Raw genomic sequence first — 15998 nt, 5'->3', positions numbered from 1 at the left:
CTTGAAAGAAGTTGCTGGTCAGAAGCCGAGGAATTTGGTACGATAGACATGAAAAACATCCTTTCCTTGGTAGATGTTGGTTTAGACAACTTCATTTTACCAAAGGATTGGGTGTTTTTCGCGTTTTCTGACCAAATTCCCCAGTTAAATCAAGGGATTCTCGTGTTTTTCAAGGTGCAAAAGTTGAGTACTTATTTAACTAAATTATATGACGAAAAAATAACGGTGTATATTGTTAAATAATATTTTTTATATTAAAATTATAGATATGTTTTAGAATTAGAGGAAAGAATATTAAATTAGCGGATGCCAGCCCTTGCAGTTAAAGAGAGAATGATATAACATGATTTTTGATTGGCGAATATTTTACGTTATAATAAACTAAAACGATTAAGGATATAAAAAAGGAGCAGAGTCGATGTCTAAAGGCATGAAAACACGGTCCATGATCTTTACCCTCTATGGAGACTATATCCGTCATTACGGTGGAGAAATTTGGATTGGCAGTCTCATTCGTCTGTTGGAAGCCTTTGGCCACAATGCCCAATCGGTGAGGGCCGCCATGTCCAGAATGCAGAAACAGGGTTGGGTTAAATCCCACAAGCGGGGCAACAAGAGCTACTATTCCCTGACTGAGCGGGGTAAAAAGCGCATGAATGTGGCAGCCAAACGGATCTTTAAGCTGAAGCCGGAACGATGGGACGGTAAGTGGCGCATGCTCATTTATTCCATACCGGAAACCAAGCGCCATATCAGGGATGAGCTGCGTAAGGAACTCGTCTGGAGTGGTTTTGGCTCGTTGTCCCATAGTTGCTGGATTTCCCCTAATCCCCTTGAGGAACAAGTGGCGGAAATGGTGGAGCGTTACGGTTTGGATGACTATGTGGACTTTTTCGTGGCCGAAAACAAGGGGCCCAACGATAACAAGAGCCTGGTAGAACGCTGTTGGGATCTGGAGGAGATTAACGGACGTTATCAAGAGTTTATTGACCATTACAGCAAACGCTTTGTCATTGACCGCAACAAGATTGAGATGAACAAAATGAGTGATGAAGAGTGCTTCGTGGAACGCACCAAATTGGTTCACGAATATCGCAAGTTCCTGTTCGTCGACCCGGGGCTGCCTGGAGAGCTTCTCCCAGATCATTGGCTGGGTGAACATGCCGCTGCCTTGTTCAGGGACTATTATCAAATTCTGGCTAAACCAGCCAGCCGTTTTTTTGAGGAAGTGTTCGCTGAAGGTCAGAACGGCCAAAAGGAGCCCAAATATGATGTGCTGGACCATCCCTTTATCATTGAGCGTTAGAAAGGAGAGATCAAGATGCAAACCAAGCGGTATACCATGTCTGATTTAAAAAAAGTAGTCAGCAAGGAAATGCCTCCCCCTCCTTGTGACAAGACCATCAACCTGACGGTGCTTTCAGCTGGAAATGGTGTTGCTAAAGGCGTTTGGCAAGTGGAACATGCCTTTGTCAATGGTTTGGGCGTGGCCATGGGCGGCTTTTTATCTTCTGCTGCCGACATCATGATGGCTTATGCCATCGCTTCCGTATTAACTGATGAACAGACCTTTGCTTCCATTGATTTGCACACCACCTACCATCGGCCCGTGGTTCCTGGAAAGGTTCAAGTTGAAGCCAGGGTGGAGCGGTTAGGAAAACAAGTGGCTTATCTGGTGGCTGAACTCACCCAGGATGGGAAAAAGGTGGCTACAGCCGTTTCCCATATGATCATCGCCAGGGCCACAACATGATCGCAGCATTTTCTTTACCAGAATATAACGTCATTATTTATATCCACTAAAAATTTGTTATTTTAACTTACCTCCGACAGAAGTCTCCCACCTCTAAGCGTCAGCGTAGGTGGTGGGAGTATGTCACATATACGTCATTGAATGTGACCGGAAAATGGAATATGACTTGCATTGAAAGGGAGCGTTAGCTCCTTTTTTTATTGCTCTCACAAATAATATTTGATCAGCTTTTGTAGTGAAAATTTTGTATTGAAAAATGTGTGAAAATATTTTATACTAACGTTAGAAAAACGTTATATATTATATTGATAATAGAGAAAACAGGGCACTAAATGCGTTATTTAAAATACTATATAATCTATAAAAAAATAATAAAGCAAAATATCAACATTTTATGAGCACATATTTATATAACGAAATATAAACGCATAGATTTTTATTAGAAATAAGTGTGGGCTGCTGATGAGGGGATAGGGGGTGAGCGTATGGAGACCCAGATCAAAGTGGAAGAGGTTTGGGAGACATTAAAGCAAGTCAAAGATCCCGAGCTTCCCACTGTCAGTATTGTTGAGATGGGGATGGTCAAGGATGTGCGCTGTCAGGGACAGGCGGTTGAGGTGGAAATCATACCCACCTTTGTCGGCTGCCCGGCCTTGGACTTAATTAAAAAAGATGTGGTCCAACACTTGAAGGCATTGTTTCCTGAAGAGCAGATCAAAGTGCGTTTTGTTTTAGATATTCCCTGGACCTCCGATCGCATTAGCGAAGAGGGGAGGGAGAACCTGAAGAAAATGGGCATTGCACCGCCCCCTAGGGAATATCAGGCAGGACAAAAGTGGATTGTGGAATGCCCTTATTGTCATTCACCCAAAACGGTCATGGAAAACCTGTTTGGCCCCACAGCCTGTCGCAGTATTCTGTATTGCACCAAATGTAAAAATCCTTTTGAAGCCATCAAGCCTGTTTAAGGATTGATGATCATATCACAAAACCTTACACGATAGATGGGGAGGTTTATAATGACCACACAAGCAACTGTCCAAGTGAAAGAAACCTATCAAATGTTTATCGGAGGCCAATTTGTTGACAGTGAATCCGGTGCAACCTTTAACACCTATGTGGACAAGGTGGCCTTTACCGGTGAAACGCTGGATCTCTATACGGAAACGAAAAGCGTGTTGTCCTACATCGGTCCGAAACCCCTTAATCCCTTTGGCGTGTAAACGGGGTGTTGACAGATGAGAGAAGTTGTCATTGTTGATGCAGTCAGAACCCCCATCGGCCGCTACAAAGGGGCGCTGAAAGATGTGCGCCCCGATGACCTGGCGGCCCATGTGATCAAAGCGTTGGTGGAACGTAATCCGGAAGTGAGGGTGGAGGAAATCGAGGATGTCGTGTTTGGTTGTGCCAATCAGGCTGGTGAAGACAATCGCAATGTGGCACGCATGGGCCTTCTTCTTGCTGGTCTGCCCCAAGAAGTGGGGGGGACGACCGTTAACCGGCTGTGCGGATCAGGTTTAGATGCGGTTAATCAAGCTGCACGGGCAATCATGGCCGGCGAAGGGGATATCTACATCGCTGGCGGGGTGGAAAGCATGACCCGGGCTCCATTGGTGATGGCTAAACCTGAGTCGGAATTCCCCAGAGGCAATCATGAGTTATTTGATACCACCATCGGCTGGCGGTTTATCAATCCGAAAATGGAGGCCATGTATGGCACTTTATCCATGCCGGAAACGGCAGAGGAAGTGGCCAAACGCTTCGGCATCAGCCGGGAGGATCAAGACCGTTTCGCCTTCCAGAGCCAGATGCGCTATAAAGCGGCTTATGAAGCAGGCAAGTTTAAGGAAGAGATTGTTCCTGTCACGATTCGGGACAAAAAAGGGAATGAAACCGTGGTGGACACCGATGAGCATCCCCGGCCCAACACCACGTTGGAAAAACTGGCTCAATTAAAACCGTTGTTTGAAAATGGAACCGTAACGGCGGGGAATGCCTCGGGCATCAATGATGGTGCGGCTGCCTTGCTGCTCATGAGCGCTGAAAAGTCCAAAGCGCTGGGAATGGAACCCCTGGGCCGTTATGTGACGTCGGCTGTAGCTGGCGTGGAGCCCAACATCATGGGGATCGGGCCCGTTCCGGCGACGAGAAAAGCGTTGCAACGGGCAGGAATTTCGATTGACAATATTGAATTGATTGAATTGAACGAAGCCTTTGCCTCCCAGTCTTTGGCCTGCATCCGCCAGCTTGAACTGGATCAGGAAAAGGTGAATGTCAACGGTGGAGCCATCGCCCTGGGACATCCTCTAGGGGCCAGTGGGGCGCGAATTCTGACCACCCTTCTGTACGAGATGAAACGGCGGAATGCCAGCTGGGGACTGGCCACCATGTGCATTGGTGTGGGGCAAGGCATCGCCACTATCGTACAAAGGGGAGAATAGAGCGTGGAAAAAGTGACCTTCGACACTGAACTTGGCCTGCAGAATGTCCGTTTGGAAAAAGAAGGCGGGCGGGCGATTTTAACCTTGAACCGTCCCGACAACCTCAATGCCCTTAATTACCAAACCCTCTGTGAGTTGGGAGAAGCCTTGGAAGCCATACGTTATGACCGGAGCATTCGCGCTGTCTTGCTACGGGGGGAGGGCAAAGGATTTTGTGTGGGGGCTGACTTGAAAGAGCGCAAAACCCTGACTGATGACCAAGTGCGCCGCAATGTGCATAAGATCCGAACCGTTTGTGACCAACTGGAAGCCCTTCCCCAGCCCACCATTGCCGTTCTCCACGGCTATGCTTTTGGAGGCGGTTTTGAGCTGGCATTGGCCTGCGATTTCCGTTATGCCCATCCGGAAACCAAAATGGGTTTGACGGAAGTCAGCTTGGGGATCATCCCTGGAGCAGGAGGGACCATTCGCCTGCCAAAGCTTATCGGCAAGGCCAAAGCCAAGGAGTTAATCATGATGGCCAAGCGGATCGAGGCCAGAGAAGCCGAGCAGCTGGGACTTCTCAACGGTACGGCTGAAAATGTGTGGGAGCTGGCTCTGGAAGCCGCCCGGCGTTTGGAAGAGATGGCTCCCTTGGCCGTCATTCAGGCCAAGCATGCTATCGATCACGGTTTTGATGTGGATACACAGACCGGTATGGCCATCGAGAACAAAGCCTATGAAGTCTTAATCCCTACGGAAGACCGGGTGGAGGCCTTAGAAGCCTTCAGTGAAAAACGCAAACCTCAATTCAAAGGCCGCTGAACGTGGCGGCCCTATGAACTAAGGAGGATGTTAGTCATGGTTAAATTAATTGCTTTGTATAAACAACCTGAGGATCCCAAAGCCTTTGACGAACACTATGAAAATATTCATGCGCCATTGGCCAAAAAAATGCCGGGGCTGAAAAGAATGGAAGTGACCAAAATTTATGGGGCCCCTATGGGCGAAAGTCCTTATTATCTCTTGGCAGAAATGTATTTTGAAAATAAAGAGGCTCTTAATCAAGCCATGCAGTCTGAGGAAGGGAAGGCGGCAGCCAAAGATTTGATGGGCTTCGCCGGCAAACTGGTTACCATGATGCTGGGGGAAGTGACGGAATCCGAAGTGATCGACGGGTAGGTGACGGTGATGAGCCAGCCTTTGGTCTTAAAAAACATTGAAGGACCGGTCGCCATCCTGCGCCTCAACCGTCCCCAGGTCTTAAATGCGTTAAACCTGGCCCTCATGGATGAATTGGTCGACCAGCTCAAGGCGCTGCAAGATGATGACAGCGTCCGGGCCATCATTTTGACGGGAAATGGGAAAGCCTTTGCCGCCGGTGCCGACATAGATGAGATGGCAGATGTGTCACTGGCCGAAATCAAGATGAAAAACCAGTTTCTCGTCTGGGATATCATCCCCCGCTTCACCAAGCCGCTGATTGCAGCGGTTCAGGGCTATGCTTTGGGAGGCGGGTGTGAACTGGCCATGAGCTGCGATATGATCGTCGCCTCCGAAAATGCTATATTCGGCCAGCCGGAGATTAATTTGGGTGTCATGCCTGGTGCAGGTGGCACCCAGCGTTTGACAAAAGCCCTGGGAAAAGCCCGGGCGATGGAATACCTTTTGACCGGAAAACCGCTTCCCGCCAGGGTGGCCTATGAATGTGGTTTAGTGACCAAGCTGGTGCCAGATGAACTGGTCATGCAGGAAGCGTTAAGCTTGGCTCATGAAATCGCCCAAAAGTCTCCAGTGGCTGTGACGCTCATCAAGGAGGCGGTCTATAAGGCCCTGGATACCCCGACCCAGGTGGGAATGGATTTTGAACGCAATGCGTTTTACATGTGTTTTGGCACGGAAGACCGTGTGGAAGGCATGAAGGCTTTTCAGGAAAAAAGAACGCCCCAGTTCAAAGGTCGGTAGGGGGGAACAGCATGTACACCACCATTCGTTTTGAAATCGAGGATCAAGTGGCTATCGTGACCTTAAACCGCCCGGACAAACTGAATGCCTTTACGGAAGAGATGAACAAGGAGATCACCAAGGCGTTCAAAGACATCGCCACAAATGATGAGATACGGGCCGTGCTTCTGACCGGAGCCGGCCGGGCCTTCTCCGCCGGCGAGGATTTGGCCAGTGTAAAGGGTGACAAGCCAGTGAACCATGGGCAATTTTTACGTAAACGGTACAATCCCATGATTCTGGCCATCCGCAACCTGGAAAAACCGGTGGTTGCTGCGGTGAACGGAGTGGCTGCCGGTGCAGGTTGCAGCCTGGCCCTGGCTTGCGATTTCCGCATTGCGTCGGATCAGGCCAGCTTTATTGAAGCCTTTATCCACATCGGCCTGATTCCCGATTCGGGAAGCTGTTATTTCCTGCCCAGGCTCGTCGGGTTGGCCAAAGCGATGGAACTGGCTGTCCTGGGTGAAAAAATCACTGCTGAAAAAGCGTATGAGCTGGGCCTGGTGAACCGTGTGGTGGAAGCCGGCAAGCTGGATGAAGAAGCGTTCCGGTTTGCCAAACGGTTGGCGGAGATGCCGACCCGGGCCATAGGCTTGATCAAGCGCACCATGGACAGAGCTTTGCACAGCCGCACATTGGAAGAAGCGCTGGAATATGAAGCCTATGCCCAGGAAATTGCCGGAAAGACCCGTGATCATCAAGAAGGAGTTCAAGCTTTCTTTGAAAAAAGAAAACCGCGCTTCGAAGGGAAGTAGAGACCATGTCGAAGGAATGGGAGCAAGACGGTACCCAATCGATTGCTGAACAGTTCAAAACAGGGATTATTGTTGTTGGAGCCGGTACGATGGGGCGGGGTATCGCCCAATTCTTCTTACAACATGCCTATCCTGTCACATTGATCGATGTGTCCCAGGATGTCTTAGATCATGCTAAGAACGAAATTGAAACACGCCTCCTGCGCCTGGAGGAAAAGGGGAAGGTGCCTCAAGGATTTGCCGCGGAAAAGCTGGAAGCTCTCCGTTGTACCAACAGTTTCAGCGGGCACCGGGGGGCCTTGATCATCGAAGCCATTATTGAAAAAATCAACGTGAAAAAAGACTTGTTCAAAACTTTGACGGAAAGTTACGGACCCGGCCTTATTTATGCCTCCAATACCTCGTCTCTGTCCATATCGGAAATGGCCAGTGCCACCACCTGCCCGGAAAGGGTGCTAGGCATGCACTTTTTCAATCCCGCTCCTGTTATGCCGCTGGTGGAAGTGATCCAAGGGCTGGAAACGGACGAAAAACTCGTGGACGATATTTACCAGTTTTTAAAAATGGTGGGTAAATCCCCTGTCAGAGTAAAGGATACACCCGGTTTTATCGTCAACCGTGTGGCCAGACCCTTCTATAACGAAGCCCTGAAGATCTACGGTGAAGGGTTGGCTGACTTCCAGACGATCGACCGGGTCATGAAGGGAGCCGGATTTAAAATGGGTCCCTTTGAACTCCAGGATATGATCGGGATCGATATCAATTTTGCGACCACCTCTTCACTGTTTCAGGCTTTTCACGGTGATGCCCGCTTCAGGCCTCATCCCCTGCAGGAACAGATGGTGAAAAGCGGCCGGCTGGGGAGAAAAACTGGAAAGGGGTTTTACACCTATGACTAAACTCAAAGTGCTTGTCACAGGCGATACCCGGTTCAATGTTTCCGTGGGTAAATGGTGGCCGCAAGACCAGGTGGAAATAATCACCCTTTCTGCTCTAGATTTGAAAGCGGAAAAAGATCATTTGGATGGTATTGGTCTCGCCTTTGATACCCTGACCGGCCCCAGTGAGGATAAAAAGCGGCTGGTTCAAACCCTGGATCAGCTGCTGGATCAAGATGTCCCTCTGCTCTGTTCCTTCCTGCACCATTCGGCCACGGAAATGGCCAGCTGGTGTCAAAAGCCCCAGCGTTTATTCGGCTATCATCCCCTTCACTTTGAGGATATGAACGTGATGGAACTTTCCGTCCCGTTGCAAGCAGACTCTCCATTGGTGGAAAAGGTCCAGGATTTGCTGGGTCAATACGGCAAAGAAGTGGAAACCGTGGTTGATGAAGTGGGCGGTATTTTCCCCCGCACCCTCGCTTTGATCATCAATGAGGCTGCCCATACCCTGGCTGAAGGCGTTGCCAGCGCAAAGGATATCGACATTGCCATGAAAAAGGGAACCAATTATCCCTTTGGCCCTCTGGAGTGGGCGGATAAAATCGGTCTTGAACACATCCTGTGGATTTTACAAGGCCTACACCGGGATTTGGGAGATGACCGCTACCGGCCGGCGCCGTTATTGCGGAAAAAAGTGCTGGCCCGTCAACTGGGTCTGCACACTGGAAAGGGGTTTTATCGCCATGATCTCCAAGGACACCTGGTGCAGTAATCTGGCCAGCCATCTTTCTCCTCTCAAACTCCACTACCCCTTTATTCAAGGGGGAATGGGAAATATTTCACCCCCTGAACTGTGTGCTGCTGTTTCCCGGGCGGGGGGCCTGGGCCAGATCGGGGCCGGCTCCCTGCCAGTGGGCGAAGTGGAAGCTAAGGTAAAGAAAGTGCTGGACCTGTTGGGTGACCGTTATGAATACGGGCTCAATGTTCCCCTGTCCGTCCATCCGAACATCCAGGGCGTGATGGACCTCATCTTGACATATAAAATACCTGTGGTCTCCTTATCGGCAGGCAATCCCCAACCATGGGCAGAGCGGCTGAAAGCCGAAGGGATTAAAGTCATGGTGGTCGTCTCCACCGTTAGGCAGGCTAAAAAAGCGGAAGAAGCCGGGGCTGATGTTATTGTGGCCGAAGGGTTTGAAGCCGCTGGGAAAAATTCGCCCAAGGAATTAACCACCATGACCCTCATCCCCCAGGTGGCCCGGGCTGTCAGTTGTCCAGTGGTGGCCGCCGGGGGAATCGGAGATGGAAGGGGGTTTTTGGCTGCTCTGGCTTTGGGAGCCCGTGGCGTGCAGATGGGTACCCGTCTCATCGCCACCATGGAAGCCCATGTCCATGAGCATTACCAACAGGCGCTCCTTGAAAGCGGGGATGAAGACACCTTGGTTGTGGGCCGGCGTTACGGCAGGGTGACGCGCCTGCTTAAAACGCCGTATGCCGAGCGGATAGCCCAGGCTGAACGGGATGGCATGGAGGAACATGAATTTTTGCGAAAACTGGATGAAGAAAGCCACTACCGGGGCGCTATCTTGGGACAGCTGGACCAGGGACATGTTAACGCCGGGCAGATCAGTGGGGCCATCGACAGGATCGTGACTGTGCAAGAGTTGTTTGAATCCATGGTAGACGAAGCTTATCAGGCCCTGGGGGCTCTCTCCCTGGGGGAATTCAGCGGGGAGGAGAGAAGATGAGTACGGTGACTTTTGATCAAATCAGCGAGCATGAACAAGTCATGTTCTGCAATGATCCCCATACGGGCTTAAAAGCCATTATTGCCATTCATAATACTACCTTGGGCCCGGCCTTGGGTGGTTGCCGCATGTTACCGTATAAAAGTGAAGAGGAAGCTTTAACTGACGTACTGCGTCTGTCGAAAGGCATGACCTATAAATGTGTGGCTGCCGATGTGGATTTCGGCGGAGGAAAAGCGGTAATTATTGGCGACCCCCGCAAAGATAAAACACCGGAGCTGTTTCGGGCCTTCGGCCAGTTTGTGCAGAGTTTGAACGGACGTTTCTACACCGGTACCGACATGGGAACAACACCTGAGGATTTTGTTCAGGCGTACAAGGAAACCAGCTTTATTGTCGGCTTGCCGGAAGAATATGGAGGGAACGGGGATTCGTCCGTCACCACCGCCTTTGGGGTTATGCAAGGCCTGAGGGCTGTCAGCCAGTTTTTATGGGGCACTGACGTTCTCACTGAACGGATCTTTGCTGTCCAGGGACTGGGCAAAGTGGGGTTCAAGGTGGCCGAAGGGCTGTTGAAAGAAGGGGCCAATGTTTATGTCACAGATGTGGATCCGGAAACCATCGCCAAACTGGAAGAAAAAGCGTACCAATACCCAGGTCATGTTCAGGCAGTTACCGCTGATGACATTTACGGGGTAGGGGCTGATGTCTTTGTGCCTTGTGCCATCGGCGGCATTATCAATGACGAGACCATTGAACGCCTTAAAGTGAAAGCTGTCTGCGGTGCTGCTAACAATCAGCTGTTGGAAGACCGGCATGGCAAAGTGCTGCAAGCCAAAAACATTCTTTATGCCCCTGACTACATTGTCAATGCCGGGGGACTGATTCAGGTTTCCGATGAATTATACGGTCCCAACAAAGCGAGGGTGTTGAAGAAAACCAGGGCGTTGTATGACACATTGTTTGAGATTTTTCAAAGCGCCGAAAAGAAAGCGGTTTCAACAGTGGAAGCGGCCAATCAGTTTGTGGAAGAACGCCTGCAAAAACGCGCCCGGCTGAACAGTTTCTTCTCCCCTGACAAACCACCGAAGTGGAGGGTGAGACGTTTATGAATACCCCTGTTACTCAGCAATTGAAACTTGAGGCCCGTTCACTGGAAGAACAATATCCCCTGTACCAATTGATCGCCCCCGACGGAACATTGTCGGAGGAAGGCCAAGCCCATTATGATGTGGCGCTGATGCGCCAAATATATGCACAGATGCTGAGAGCCCGCCTGTTTGACCGCAAATGTGTCAACTTGCAGCGCCAAGGGCGCATTGGCACCTATGCCCCGTTTGAAGGGCAAGAAGCAGCCCAGGTCGGCAGTGCTCTGGCCTTGGATGAAAAAGACTGGCTTTTTCCCACCTATCGCGATCATGCGGCCACATTAACCTTCGGCCATTCCATGGTCCAGGTCCTGTTGTACTGGGCTGCCCGGATGGAAGGATGTGTCCCGCCAGAAGGCAAACACATTTTTCCTCCTTCGGTACCCATCGCCACCCAGATTCCACATGCCGTGGGAGCCGCTTGGGCAGAGAAAATGAAAGGTTCCCGGCAGGCGGCCATTGTTTATTTTGGCGACGGGGCCACCAGTGAAGGGGATTTTCATGAAGGTTTAAATTTTGCCAGTGTGTTTCATGTTCCCGTGGTGTTTTTCTGCCAGAACAATGGTTTTGCCATCAGCGTACCGATGGAGAGACAGATGAGGAGTAAAACGATTGCCCAAAAAGCTTTAGCTTATGATCTTGCTGGGATCAGAGTGGACGGAAATGATGGTCTCGCCGTTTATACTGCCACAAAAACGGCCTTGCACAGGGCGAGGGAGAAAGGAGAACCCACTCTGATTGAAGCTGTCACCTGGCGTTACGGTGCCCACACCACTGCTGACGACCCGACCAAATACCGTGATCAAAAGGAAAGTGAACAGCGCCGGATATTCGACCCCTTGGACCGCATGGAAAAAGCGCTGAAAAAACAGGGAGACTGGGATGAGGAATGGGCCCAGGGCTTGAGGGAAACTTTCACCAGGGAGATTGATGAAGCTGTCAAAACCATGGAAGCCTATCCGCAAGCTGACCCCGCTGACATGTTTAAGTATGTCTTTGAAGAACCTACGTGGAACCTGCAGGAACAACAGAAAGTGTTTGAATCTTATCCTGGTGAAATGAAATCTCTCTAAATCTCATGATCTGCATAAAGTCCTGCGGTAATATGTCAAGGTGAAAAATCATCGAAATTGGAAATTCGATTGTCCGATGACCCGAAAAAAGGCAATACTTAAGAAGCCCAGTCTTGTCTTATGTCATTAACTGGGTTTTAATACAAAATCAGTTAGATCGATACCCCTATCGATCTATCTCCTTTCTTGGCGTGTAGATTTGACCGTTGCGTAGCAGCGCATCGATCACACGCACGAGTTTTCGAGCGGTGAGGACGAGGGCTCGTTTATGTTGATGCTTTGGCACTTCCTCATACTTTTTCCGGTAATACGCGCGAAATGTCGCATCATGCCGTTGTACCGAGTTGGCAGCCTCCACTAGGTAGTAACGGAGATAGCGATTGCCGGAACGGATGAGGGACGTCTCTTCAGCTTGGAAACGACCGGACTGATGCTTGGCCCAAGTCAGACCTGCATACTTGGCTAAGGCAGCTTGGTTGTCAAAGCGTTCAATTTGCCCAATTTCGGCCAAGATGCCAGCGGCATAGACAGGACCAATGCCGGGAATCGTTTGCAACGTATTCGGTATGCCTTCCAAATGGCGGATGATCGCTTTGTCGAGTTCTTTGATTTGCGCCTGAAGACTGCGAATAGACTGAATCGACAGCCCTAAAAGCAAATCGATGGAATCCTCGACACACTTGGAAAGCCGATACGACGAACGAGCCGCCTTTTGAATGGACTTGGCGATGCATTCCGGATCGGCAAAGCGATTGCGTCCTTTTTGGCGGAGGAAGTCAGCAAGCTGTTGCACGTCCATCTGGCTGATTTCGTCTAAGCTAAACGATTCGAGAGATGGCATGTCCGAACACGGAGCTGTCCACCTCTTGGGTAAACGAGCTACACTTGTAAAACAAGTGTTGGAGGAAGTACTGCTTTTCTCGGGTCAGCTGATGGACAAGATGATAGCGCATGCGTGTGAGTCGCTGAAGCGCAATGAACTGTTCGTGCATGACAGCTGTCACTTTCAAGCGGCCAAAGCGAAGCCGGTCGGCGATGATCCATGCATCGATACCGTCCGTTTTATCCAAGTCGGTGTAAGCTTCTTTAAATTTGCGAATGAGCTTTGGATTGATGGTAAACACCTTGACATGCCAAGACTTCAGCTCCTCCTGTTGGTGGAAAAACATCGCCGGGTGCCAGCTGTAGACCGAAGTGGCTTCCATCCCGATGAGAATTTCGGATGGTTGGCGCTGGTTGGCCCACAGGAGGATTTGATCGCGAAGGGAGGTTGCGCCAAGGAGATGGTTGTCCACCTTGAATTGCGCGCATATGTTTCCTTCTTGATCCATGATGCACGTGTATAAGTCCGTCGAGCTCACGTCAATCCCGACGTAGAGTTTCATGAGATCACCTCCAATCGTAGTAGGATCGTGGGGTTGGGACTCTTCGGGATGCCCCCGGACCGCGCCTGTTGACCAGTCACCCTCGCGTATGAGAACTCACGTTGGGCCATGGGCTGCCTGGAAGCTGCTCCTTCCAGCATGGGGAACCAACGGGAACAGCCTGCGGGTTAGACGTCCGAACAGGAGCCGGGGAGACAGACTTTCCAAGTAGTCAAAGCTACAGGAGAAAGAAGAGTGTCCCCGATGATCCTCAAGACCATTATCCAGGAGCATCGCGAAAAGTCCAACCCCGATGTTTGTGAAATATGTTTGCGACCCACGGGGGAGGGGCGCCCCTCCCCCGTGGGCAAGTCACCCAAGAATATGCGATTGTCAAGGAGCATATCCAACTGGAAATTCGATTAAAAAATCTTTCTAAAAATACTATACGAGGAGGAATGGGCATGGGGATGAATGTGCTGGAACAAGCGAAGAGGTTCAGAGTGAAAAACCAGCCTTCCCAGTCCTTTCAACAGGCTTCTGTGTCCAGATCCCTCACATTGGTGCAAGCGGTGACCGACGGACTGCGGACCATGATGAGGGAGGATGAGACTGTCCTGTTATTGGGGGAGGATATTGGACGTAACGGCGGGGTTTTCAGGGCCACGGACGGGCTGATCGAAGAATTCGGAGAAGAGCGTGTCATCGATACGCCCCTGGCGGAATCAGGAATCATTGGGACCAGCATTGGGCTTGCTTTAAACGGCTATAAACCGGTGGCTGAAATTCAGTTTCTGGGCTTCATCTATCCGGGGTTTGAACAAATTGTCTCCCATGCTGCCCGCATCCGGATGAGAACTTGTGGACGTTACTCTGTTCCGCTGGTCATTCGCGCCCCTTATGGCGCCGGGATTCGGGCACCTGAACTCCATTCCGACAGCACCGAGTCCTTCTTTTTCCATGTGCCGGGATTGAAAGTGGTGGTTCCGTCCAATCCCTATGATGCCAAAGGTTTGCTTATTGCCAGTATAGAAGACCCAGATCCGGTTCTCTTTCTGGAACCAATGAAAAGCTACCGTGCCCAACGGCAAGACGTACCGGCCGATAAATATACTGTGGAACTGGGCAAAGCCAAACGGGTCCGGGAAGGTGATGATGTGACTGTCATTGCCTGGGGGAACATGGTGCGCCCCGCTATGGAAGCTGCTGAGCAGGCGGCCAGAGAAAAGGACTATCAAGCGGACGTGATTGATCTGCGCACGTTGTATCCCCTGGATTATGACACCATCATCCGCTCGGTAAAGAAAACCGGAAGGGTGGTCATTGTCCATGAGGCTCACCGCAGCGGAGGCGTTGGGGCTGAAATCATTGCCTTAATTAACGACAAAGCGCTGCTCTATCTGCGCTCGCCCATTGAACGGGTCACCGGTTTTGACGTTCACGTCCCCTTATTCACCTTGGAAGATGATTATTTGCCTTCACCGGCACGAATCCGGGATGCCATCGAACGGGTAATAACCTTCTAAGCCGGGAGTACAGGACTGATCGGATTGTTGACCAAGAATACCGATGGACAGAAGAGGTGAATGGACATGTATGAGATGAAGTTGGCGGATATCGGGGAAGGGATGACGGAAGGGGAGGTCGTCAAATTACTGGTAGAAGAAGGCGAGATGGTTGAAGCCGACCAACCGGTTATCGAAGTGCAGACGGATAAGGTCACGGCAGAAATTCCTGCCCCTGTGGCTGGTAAAATTGACAGGATTCATGTCAGAGAAGGAGCAGTGGTTCAGGTTGGTCAAGTGATCATCACCATAGATGAACATCATGAACGTCATGAACGTAATGATCGGATGCGCCGTTTACGCAATGTGATGGCCGCTCCTTATACACGAAAAGTGGCCCGTGAGCTGGGTGTCCAAATTGAGCTGGTGCACGGAACAGGAAAAGACGGCCGTATCACGGTGGAGGACGTTAGGCGTTATGCCCAGGGAAGGCAAGCAGATGAGCCACAGCGTGGTGACGGTTCCACGGCCAGCCAGGCTTCCGCTCAAGAGACCAAGGTACCTGAAGCGACTCCCGCCCTTCAAGAAGGTTCGCAGGAAGATACCGTTCAGCGCCGGGAACCGAGACGAATTCCGTATAAAGGGCGGCGAAAACAAATCGGCCAGAAAATGGTCCAGTCCATGTTTACCATTCCCCATGTCACCCATTTTGATAAAGTGGACTTGACTGATCTGTTGAAAGTGAAAAAGGAGTTGCAAGCCGCGCTTTCTTCCGAAGAGGAAACGGTAAGTCTTTCTATCATGGCTTTTGTCATCAAAGCCTTGACTGTTTCGCTGAAAGAGTTTCCCATTTTCAATGCCAAGCTGGATGAAGAGAATGAAGAGATCATTCTGGAGGCGGACATCAACATTGGTATTGCGGCCCATACAGAGGAAGGCCTGATCGTCCCTGTCCTCAAAGGGGCTGACCGTTTGAGCATCGTGGAGATCAACCGTCAAATGAAGCAGCTGACCAAAAAAGCCCAGCAAAATGCCCTTACCGCTTCCGAGCTGAGGGGAGGCACCTTCACCATCAGCAATGTAGGCCCCATCGGGGGGATGTTGGCCACCCCCATTATCAACTATCCTGAGGTGGCCATCATGGCCTTTCACCAGTTGGAAGAGATGCCGGTGGTCCGTAATCAGGAAATCGTCATCCGGTCCATGATGAATTTCTCCATGTCCTTTGACCACCGGGTGGCTGACGGGGTGACGGCCGTCCAGTTTACCAACCGCATGAAGGAGCTCCTTGAGAAACCGTTAACCCTGTTTGCCCAACTGAGTTGACCAGTACCCCAGCACAACCTC

At 50.6% G+C, this 15998-nt stretch carries 17 protein-coding genes and 1 pseudogene; 17 read left to right on the top strand and 1 reads right to left on the bottom strand.

Annotation, left to right across the window (positions count from 1 at the left end; all coding sequences use genetic code 11):
• The 15 genes from IEW48_RS17140 to pdhA all read left to right on the top strand — a co-directional run.
• Positions 1-243: hypothetical protein (locus IEW48_RS17140; protein ID WP_229704042.1), on the top strand; the 243-nt coding region annotated here is incomplete at its 5' end.
• Positions 244-430: 187 nt separating this feature from the next.
• Positions 431-1306, top strand: coding sequence for a phenylacetic acid degradation operon negative regulatory protein PaaX (gene paaX, locus IEW48_RS12785; protein ID WP_042685932.1), 876 nt, complete (start codon positions 431-433; stop codon positions 1304-1306).
• 15 nt (positions 1307-1321) lie between these two features.
• Positions 1322-1753, top strand: coding sequence for a PaaI family thioesterase (locus IEW48_RS12780; protein WP_007505876.1), 432 nt, complete (start codon positions 1322-1324; stop codon positions 1751-1753).
• 485 nt (positions 1754-2238) lie between these two features.
• Positions 2239-2721, top strand: a complete 483-nt coding sequence (paaD, locus tag IEW48_RS12775; protein WP_188624092.1) for a 1,2-phenylacetyl-CoA epoxidase subunit PaaD — start codon at positions 2239-2241, stop codon at positions 2719-2721.
• Positions 2722-2772: 51 nt separating this feature from the next.
• On the top strand, positions 2773-2976 hold the full coding sequence (locus tag IEW48_RS12770; RefSeq protein WP_188624095.1) for a hypothetical protein: 204 nt from the start codon (positions 2773-2775) through the stop codon (positions 2974-2976).
• Between the two features lie 15 nt (positions 2977-2991).
• The gene (gene pcaF, locus IEW48_RS12765; RefSeq protein ID WP_188624091.1) at positions 2992-4194 is read left to right on the top strand and encodes a 3-oxoadipyl-CoA thiolase; all 1203 of its coding nucleotides are present in this window, start codon (positions 2992-2994) and stop codon (positions 4192-4194) included.
• A 3-nt stretch (positions 4195-4197) separates the two neighbouring features.
• Complete coding sequence (locus tag IEW48_RS12760; RefSeq protein WP_007505864.1) at positions 4198-4998, top strand: enoyl-CoA hydratase-related protein; 801 nt, start codon at positions 4198-4200, stop codon at positions 4996-4998.
• Positions 4999-5034: 36 nt separating this feature from the next.
• Complete coding sequence (locus IEW48_RS12755; RefSeq protein WP_188624090.1) at positions 5035-5355, top strand: EthD family reductase; 321 nt, start codon at positions 5035-5037, stop codon at positions 5353-5355.
• 9 nt (positions 5356-5364) lie between these two features.
• Complete coding sequence (locus tag IEW48_RS12750; protein ID WP_188624089.1) at positions 5365-6138, top strand: enoyl-CoA hydratase-related protein; 774 nt, start codon at positions 5365-5367, stop codon at positions 6136-6138.
• An 11-nt stretch (positions 6139-6149) separates the two neighbouring features.
• Entirely contained in the window at positions 6150-6932 is a 783-nt protein-coding gene (locus IEW48_RS12745) for an enoyl-CoA hydratase-related protein (RefSeq protein ID WP_188624088.1), read from the top strand.
• Positions 6933-6937: 5 nt separating this feature from the next.
• Positions 6938-7831, top strand: a complete 894-nt coding sequence (locus IEW48_RS12740; RefSeq protein WP_188624087.1) for a 3-hydroxyacyl-CoA dehydrogenase NAD-binding domain-containing protein — start codon at positions 6938-6940, stop codon at positions 7829-7831.
• Complete coding sequence (locus IEW48_RS12735; protein ID WP_188624086.1) at positions 7824-8585, top strand: 3-hydroxyacyl-CoA dehydrogenase family protein; 762 nt, start codon at positions 7824-7826, stop codon at positions 8583-8585. Before IEW48_RS12740 ends, IEW48_RS12735 begins: the two co-directional genes overlap by 8 nt.
• On the top strand, positions 8557-9561 hold the full coding sequence (locus IEW48_RS12730) for an NAD(P)H-dependent flavin oxidoreductase (protein WP_188624085.1): 1005 nt from the start codon (positions 8557-8559) through the stop codon (positions 9559-9561). The genes IEW48_RS12735 and IEW48_RS12730 overlap by 29 nt, the downstream gene beginning before the upstream one ends.
• Positions 9558-10673, top strand: coding sequence for a Leu/Phe/Val dehydrogenase (locus tag IEW48_RS12725; protein WP_188624084.1), 1116 nt, complete (start codon positions 9558-9560; stop codon positions 10671-10673). Before IEW48_RS12730 ends, IEW48_RS12725 begins: the two co-directional genes overlap by 4 nt.
• Entirely contained in the window at positions 10670-11782 is a 1113-nt protein-coding gene (gene pdhA / locus IEW48_RS12720) for a pyruvate dehydrogenase (acetyl-transferring) E1 component subunit alpha (protein ID WP_188624083.1), read from the top strand. Before IEW48_RS12725 ends, pdhA begins: the two co-directional genes overlap by 4 nt.
• 166 nt (positions 11783-11948) lie before the next feature.
• On the opposite strand, the pseudogene IEW48_RS12715 reads toward pdhA, so the two are convergent.
• Positions 11949-13167: pseudogene (locus tag IEW48_RS12715) on the bottom strand (IS110 family RNA-guided transposase).
• Between the two features lie 443 nt (positions 13168-13610).
• Here IEW48_RS12715 and IEW48_RS12710 point away from each other — a divergent pair.
• Complete coding sequence (locus IEW48_RS12710; RefSeq protein ID WP_268236572.1) at positions 13611-14672, top strand: alpha-ketoacid dehydrogenase subunit beta; 1062 nt, start codon at positions 13611-13613, stop codon at positions 14670-14672.
• Positions 14673-14738: 66 nt separating this feature from the next.
• Complete coding sequence (locus tag IEW48_RS12705) at positions 14739-15977, top strand: dihydrolipoamide acetyltransferase family protein (RefSeq protein ID WP_188624082.1); 1239 nt, start codon at positions 14739-14741, stop codon at positions 15975-15977.
• The last annotated feature ends 21 nt before the right edge of the window (positions 15978-15998 follow it).

Origin of the sequence: Caldalkalibacillus thermarum (assembly GCF_014644735.1) — a bacterium.
Classification (GTDB): domain Bacteria; phylum Bacillota; class Bacilli; order Caldalkalibacillales; family Caldalkalibacillaceae; genus Caldalkalibacillus; species Caldalkalibacillus thermarum.
The sequence above is the reverse complement of the archived record's forward strand: the minus strand, read 5'-3'. Positions and strand labels throughout refer to the sequence as shown.

What these genes read in the sequence shown, in the direction of transcription:
- paaX (WP_042685932.1), top strand. Translation starts at nt 431, where the DNA reads ATGAAAACACGGTCCATGATCTTTACCCTCTATGGAGACTATATCCGT.
- IEW48_RS12780 (WP_007505876.1), top strand. Translation starts at nt 1,322, where the DNA reads ATGCAAACCAAGCGGTATACCATGTCTGATTTAAAAAAAGTAGTCAGC.
- paaD (WP_188624092.1), top strand. Translation starts at nt 2,239, where the DNA reads ATGGAGACCCAGATCAAAGTGGAAGAGGTTTGGGAGACATTAAAGCAA.
- IEW48_RS12770 (WP_188624095.1), top strand. Translation starts at nt 2,773, where the DNA reads ATGACCACACAAGCAACTGTCCAAGTGAAAGAAACCTATCAAATGTTT.
- pcaF (WP_188624091.1), top strand. Translation starts at nt 2,992, where the DNA reads ATGAGAGAAGTTGTCATTGTTGATGCAGTCAGAACCCCCATCGGCCGC.
- IEW48_RS12755 (WP_188624090.1), top strand. Translation starts at nt 5,035, where the DNA reads ATGGTTAAATTAATTGCTTTGTATAAACAACCTGAGGATCCCAAAGCC.
- IEW48_RS12750 (WP_188624089.1), top strand. Translation starts at nt 5,365, where the DNA reads ATGAGCCAGCCTTTGGTCTTAAAAAACATTGAAGGACCGGTCGCCATC.
- IEW48_RS12745 (WP_188624088.1), top strand. Translation starts at nt 6,150, where the DNA reads ATGTACACCACCATTCGTTTTGAAATCGAGGATCAAGTGGCTATCGTG.
- IEW48_RS12740 (WP_188624087.1), top strand. Translation starts at nt 6,938, where the DNA reads ATGTCGAAGGAATGGGAGCAAGACGGTACCCAATCGATTGCTGAACAG.
- IEW48_RS12735 (WP_188624086.1), top strand. Translation starts at nt 7,824, where the DNA reads ATGACTAAACTCAAAGTGCTTGTCACAGGCGATACCCGGTTCAATGTT.
- IEW48_RS12730 (WP_188624085.1), top strand. Translation starts at nt 8,557, where the DNA reads ATGATCTCCAAGGACACCTGGTGCAGTAATCTGGCCAGCCATCTTTCT.
- IEW48_RS12725 (WP_188624084.1), top strand. Translation starts at nt 9,558, where the DNA reads ATGAGTACGGTGACTTTTGATCAAATCAGCGAGCATGAACAAGTCATG.
- pdhA (WP_188624083.1), top strand. Translation starts at nt 10,670, where the DNA reads ATGAATACCCCTGTTACTCAGCAATTGAAACTTGAGGCCCGTTCACTG.
- IEW48_RS12710 (WP_268236572.1), top strand. Translation starts at nt 13,611, where the DNA reads ATGGGGATGAATGTGCTGGAACAAGCGAAGAGGTTCAGAGTGAAAAAC.
- IEW48_RS12705 (WP_188624082.1), top strand. Translation starts at nt 14,739, where the DNA reads ATGTATGAGATGAAGTTGGCGGATATCGGGGAAGGGATGACGGAAGGG.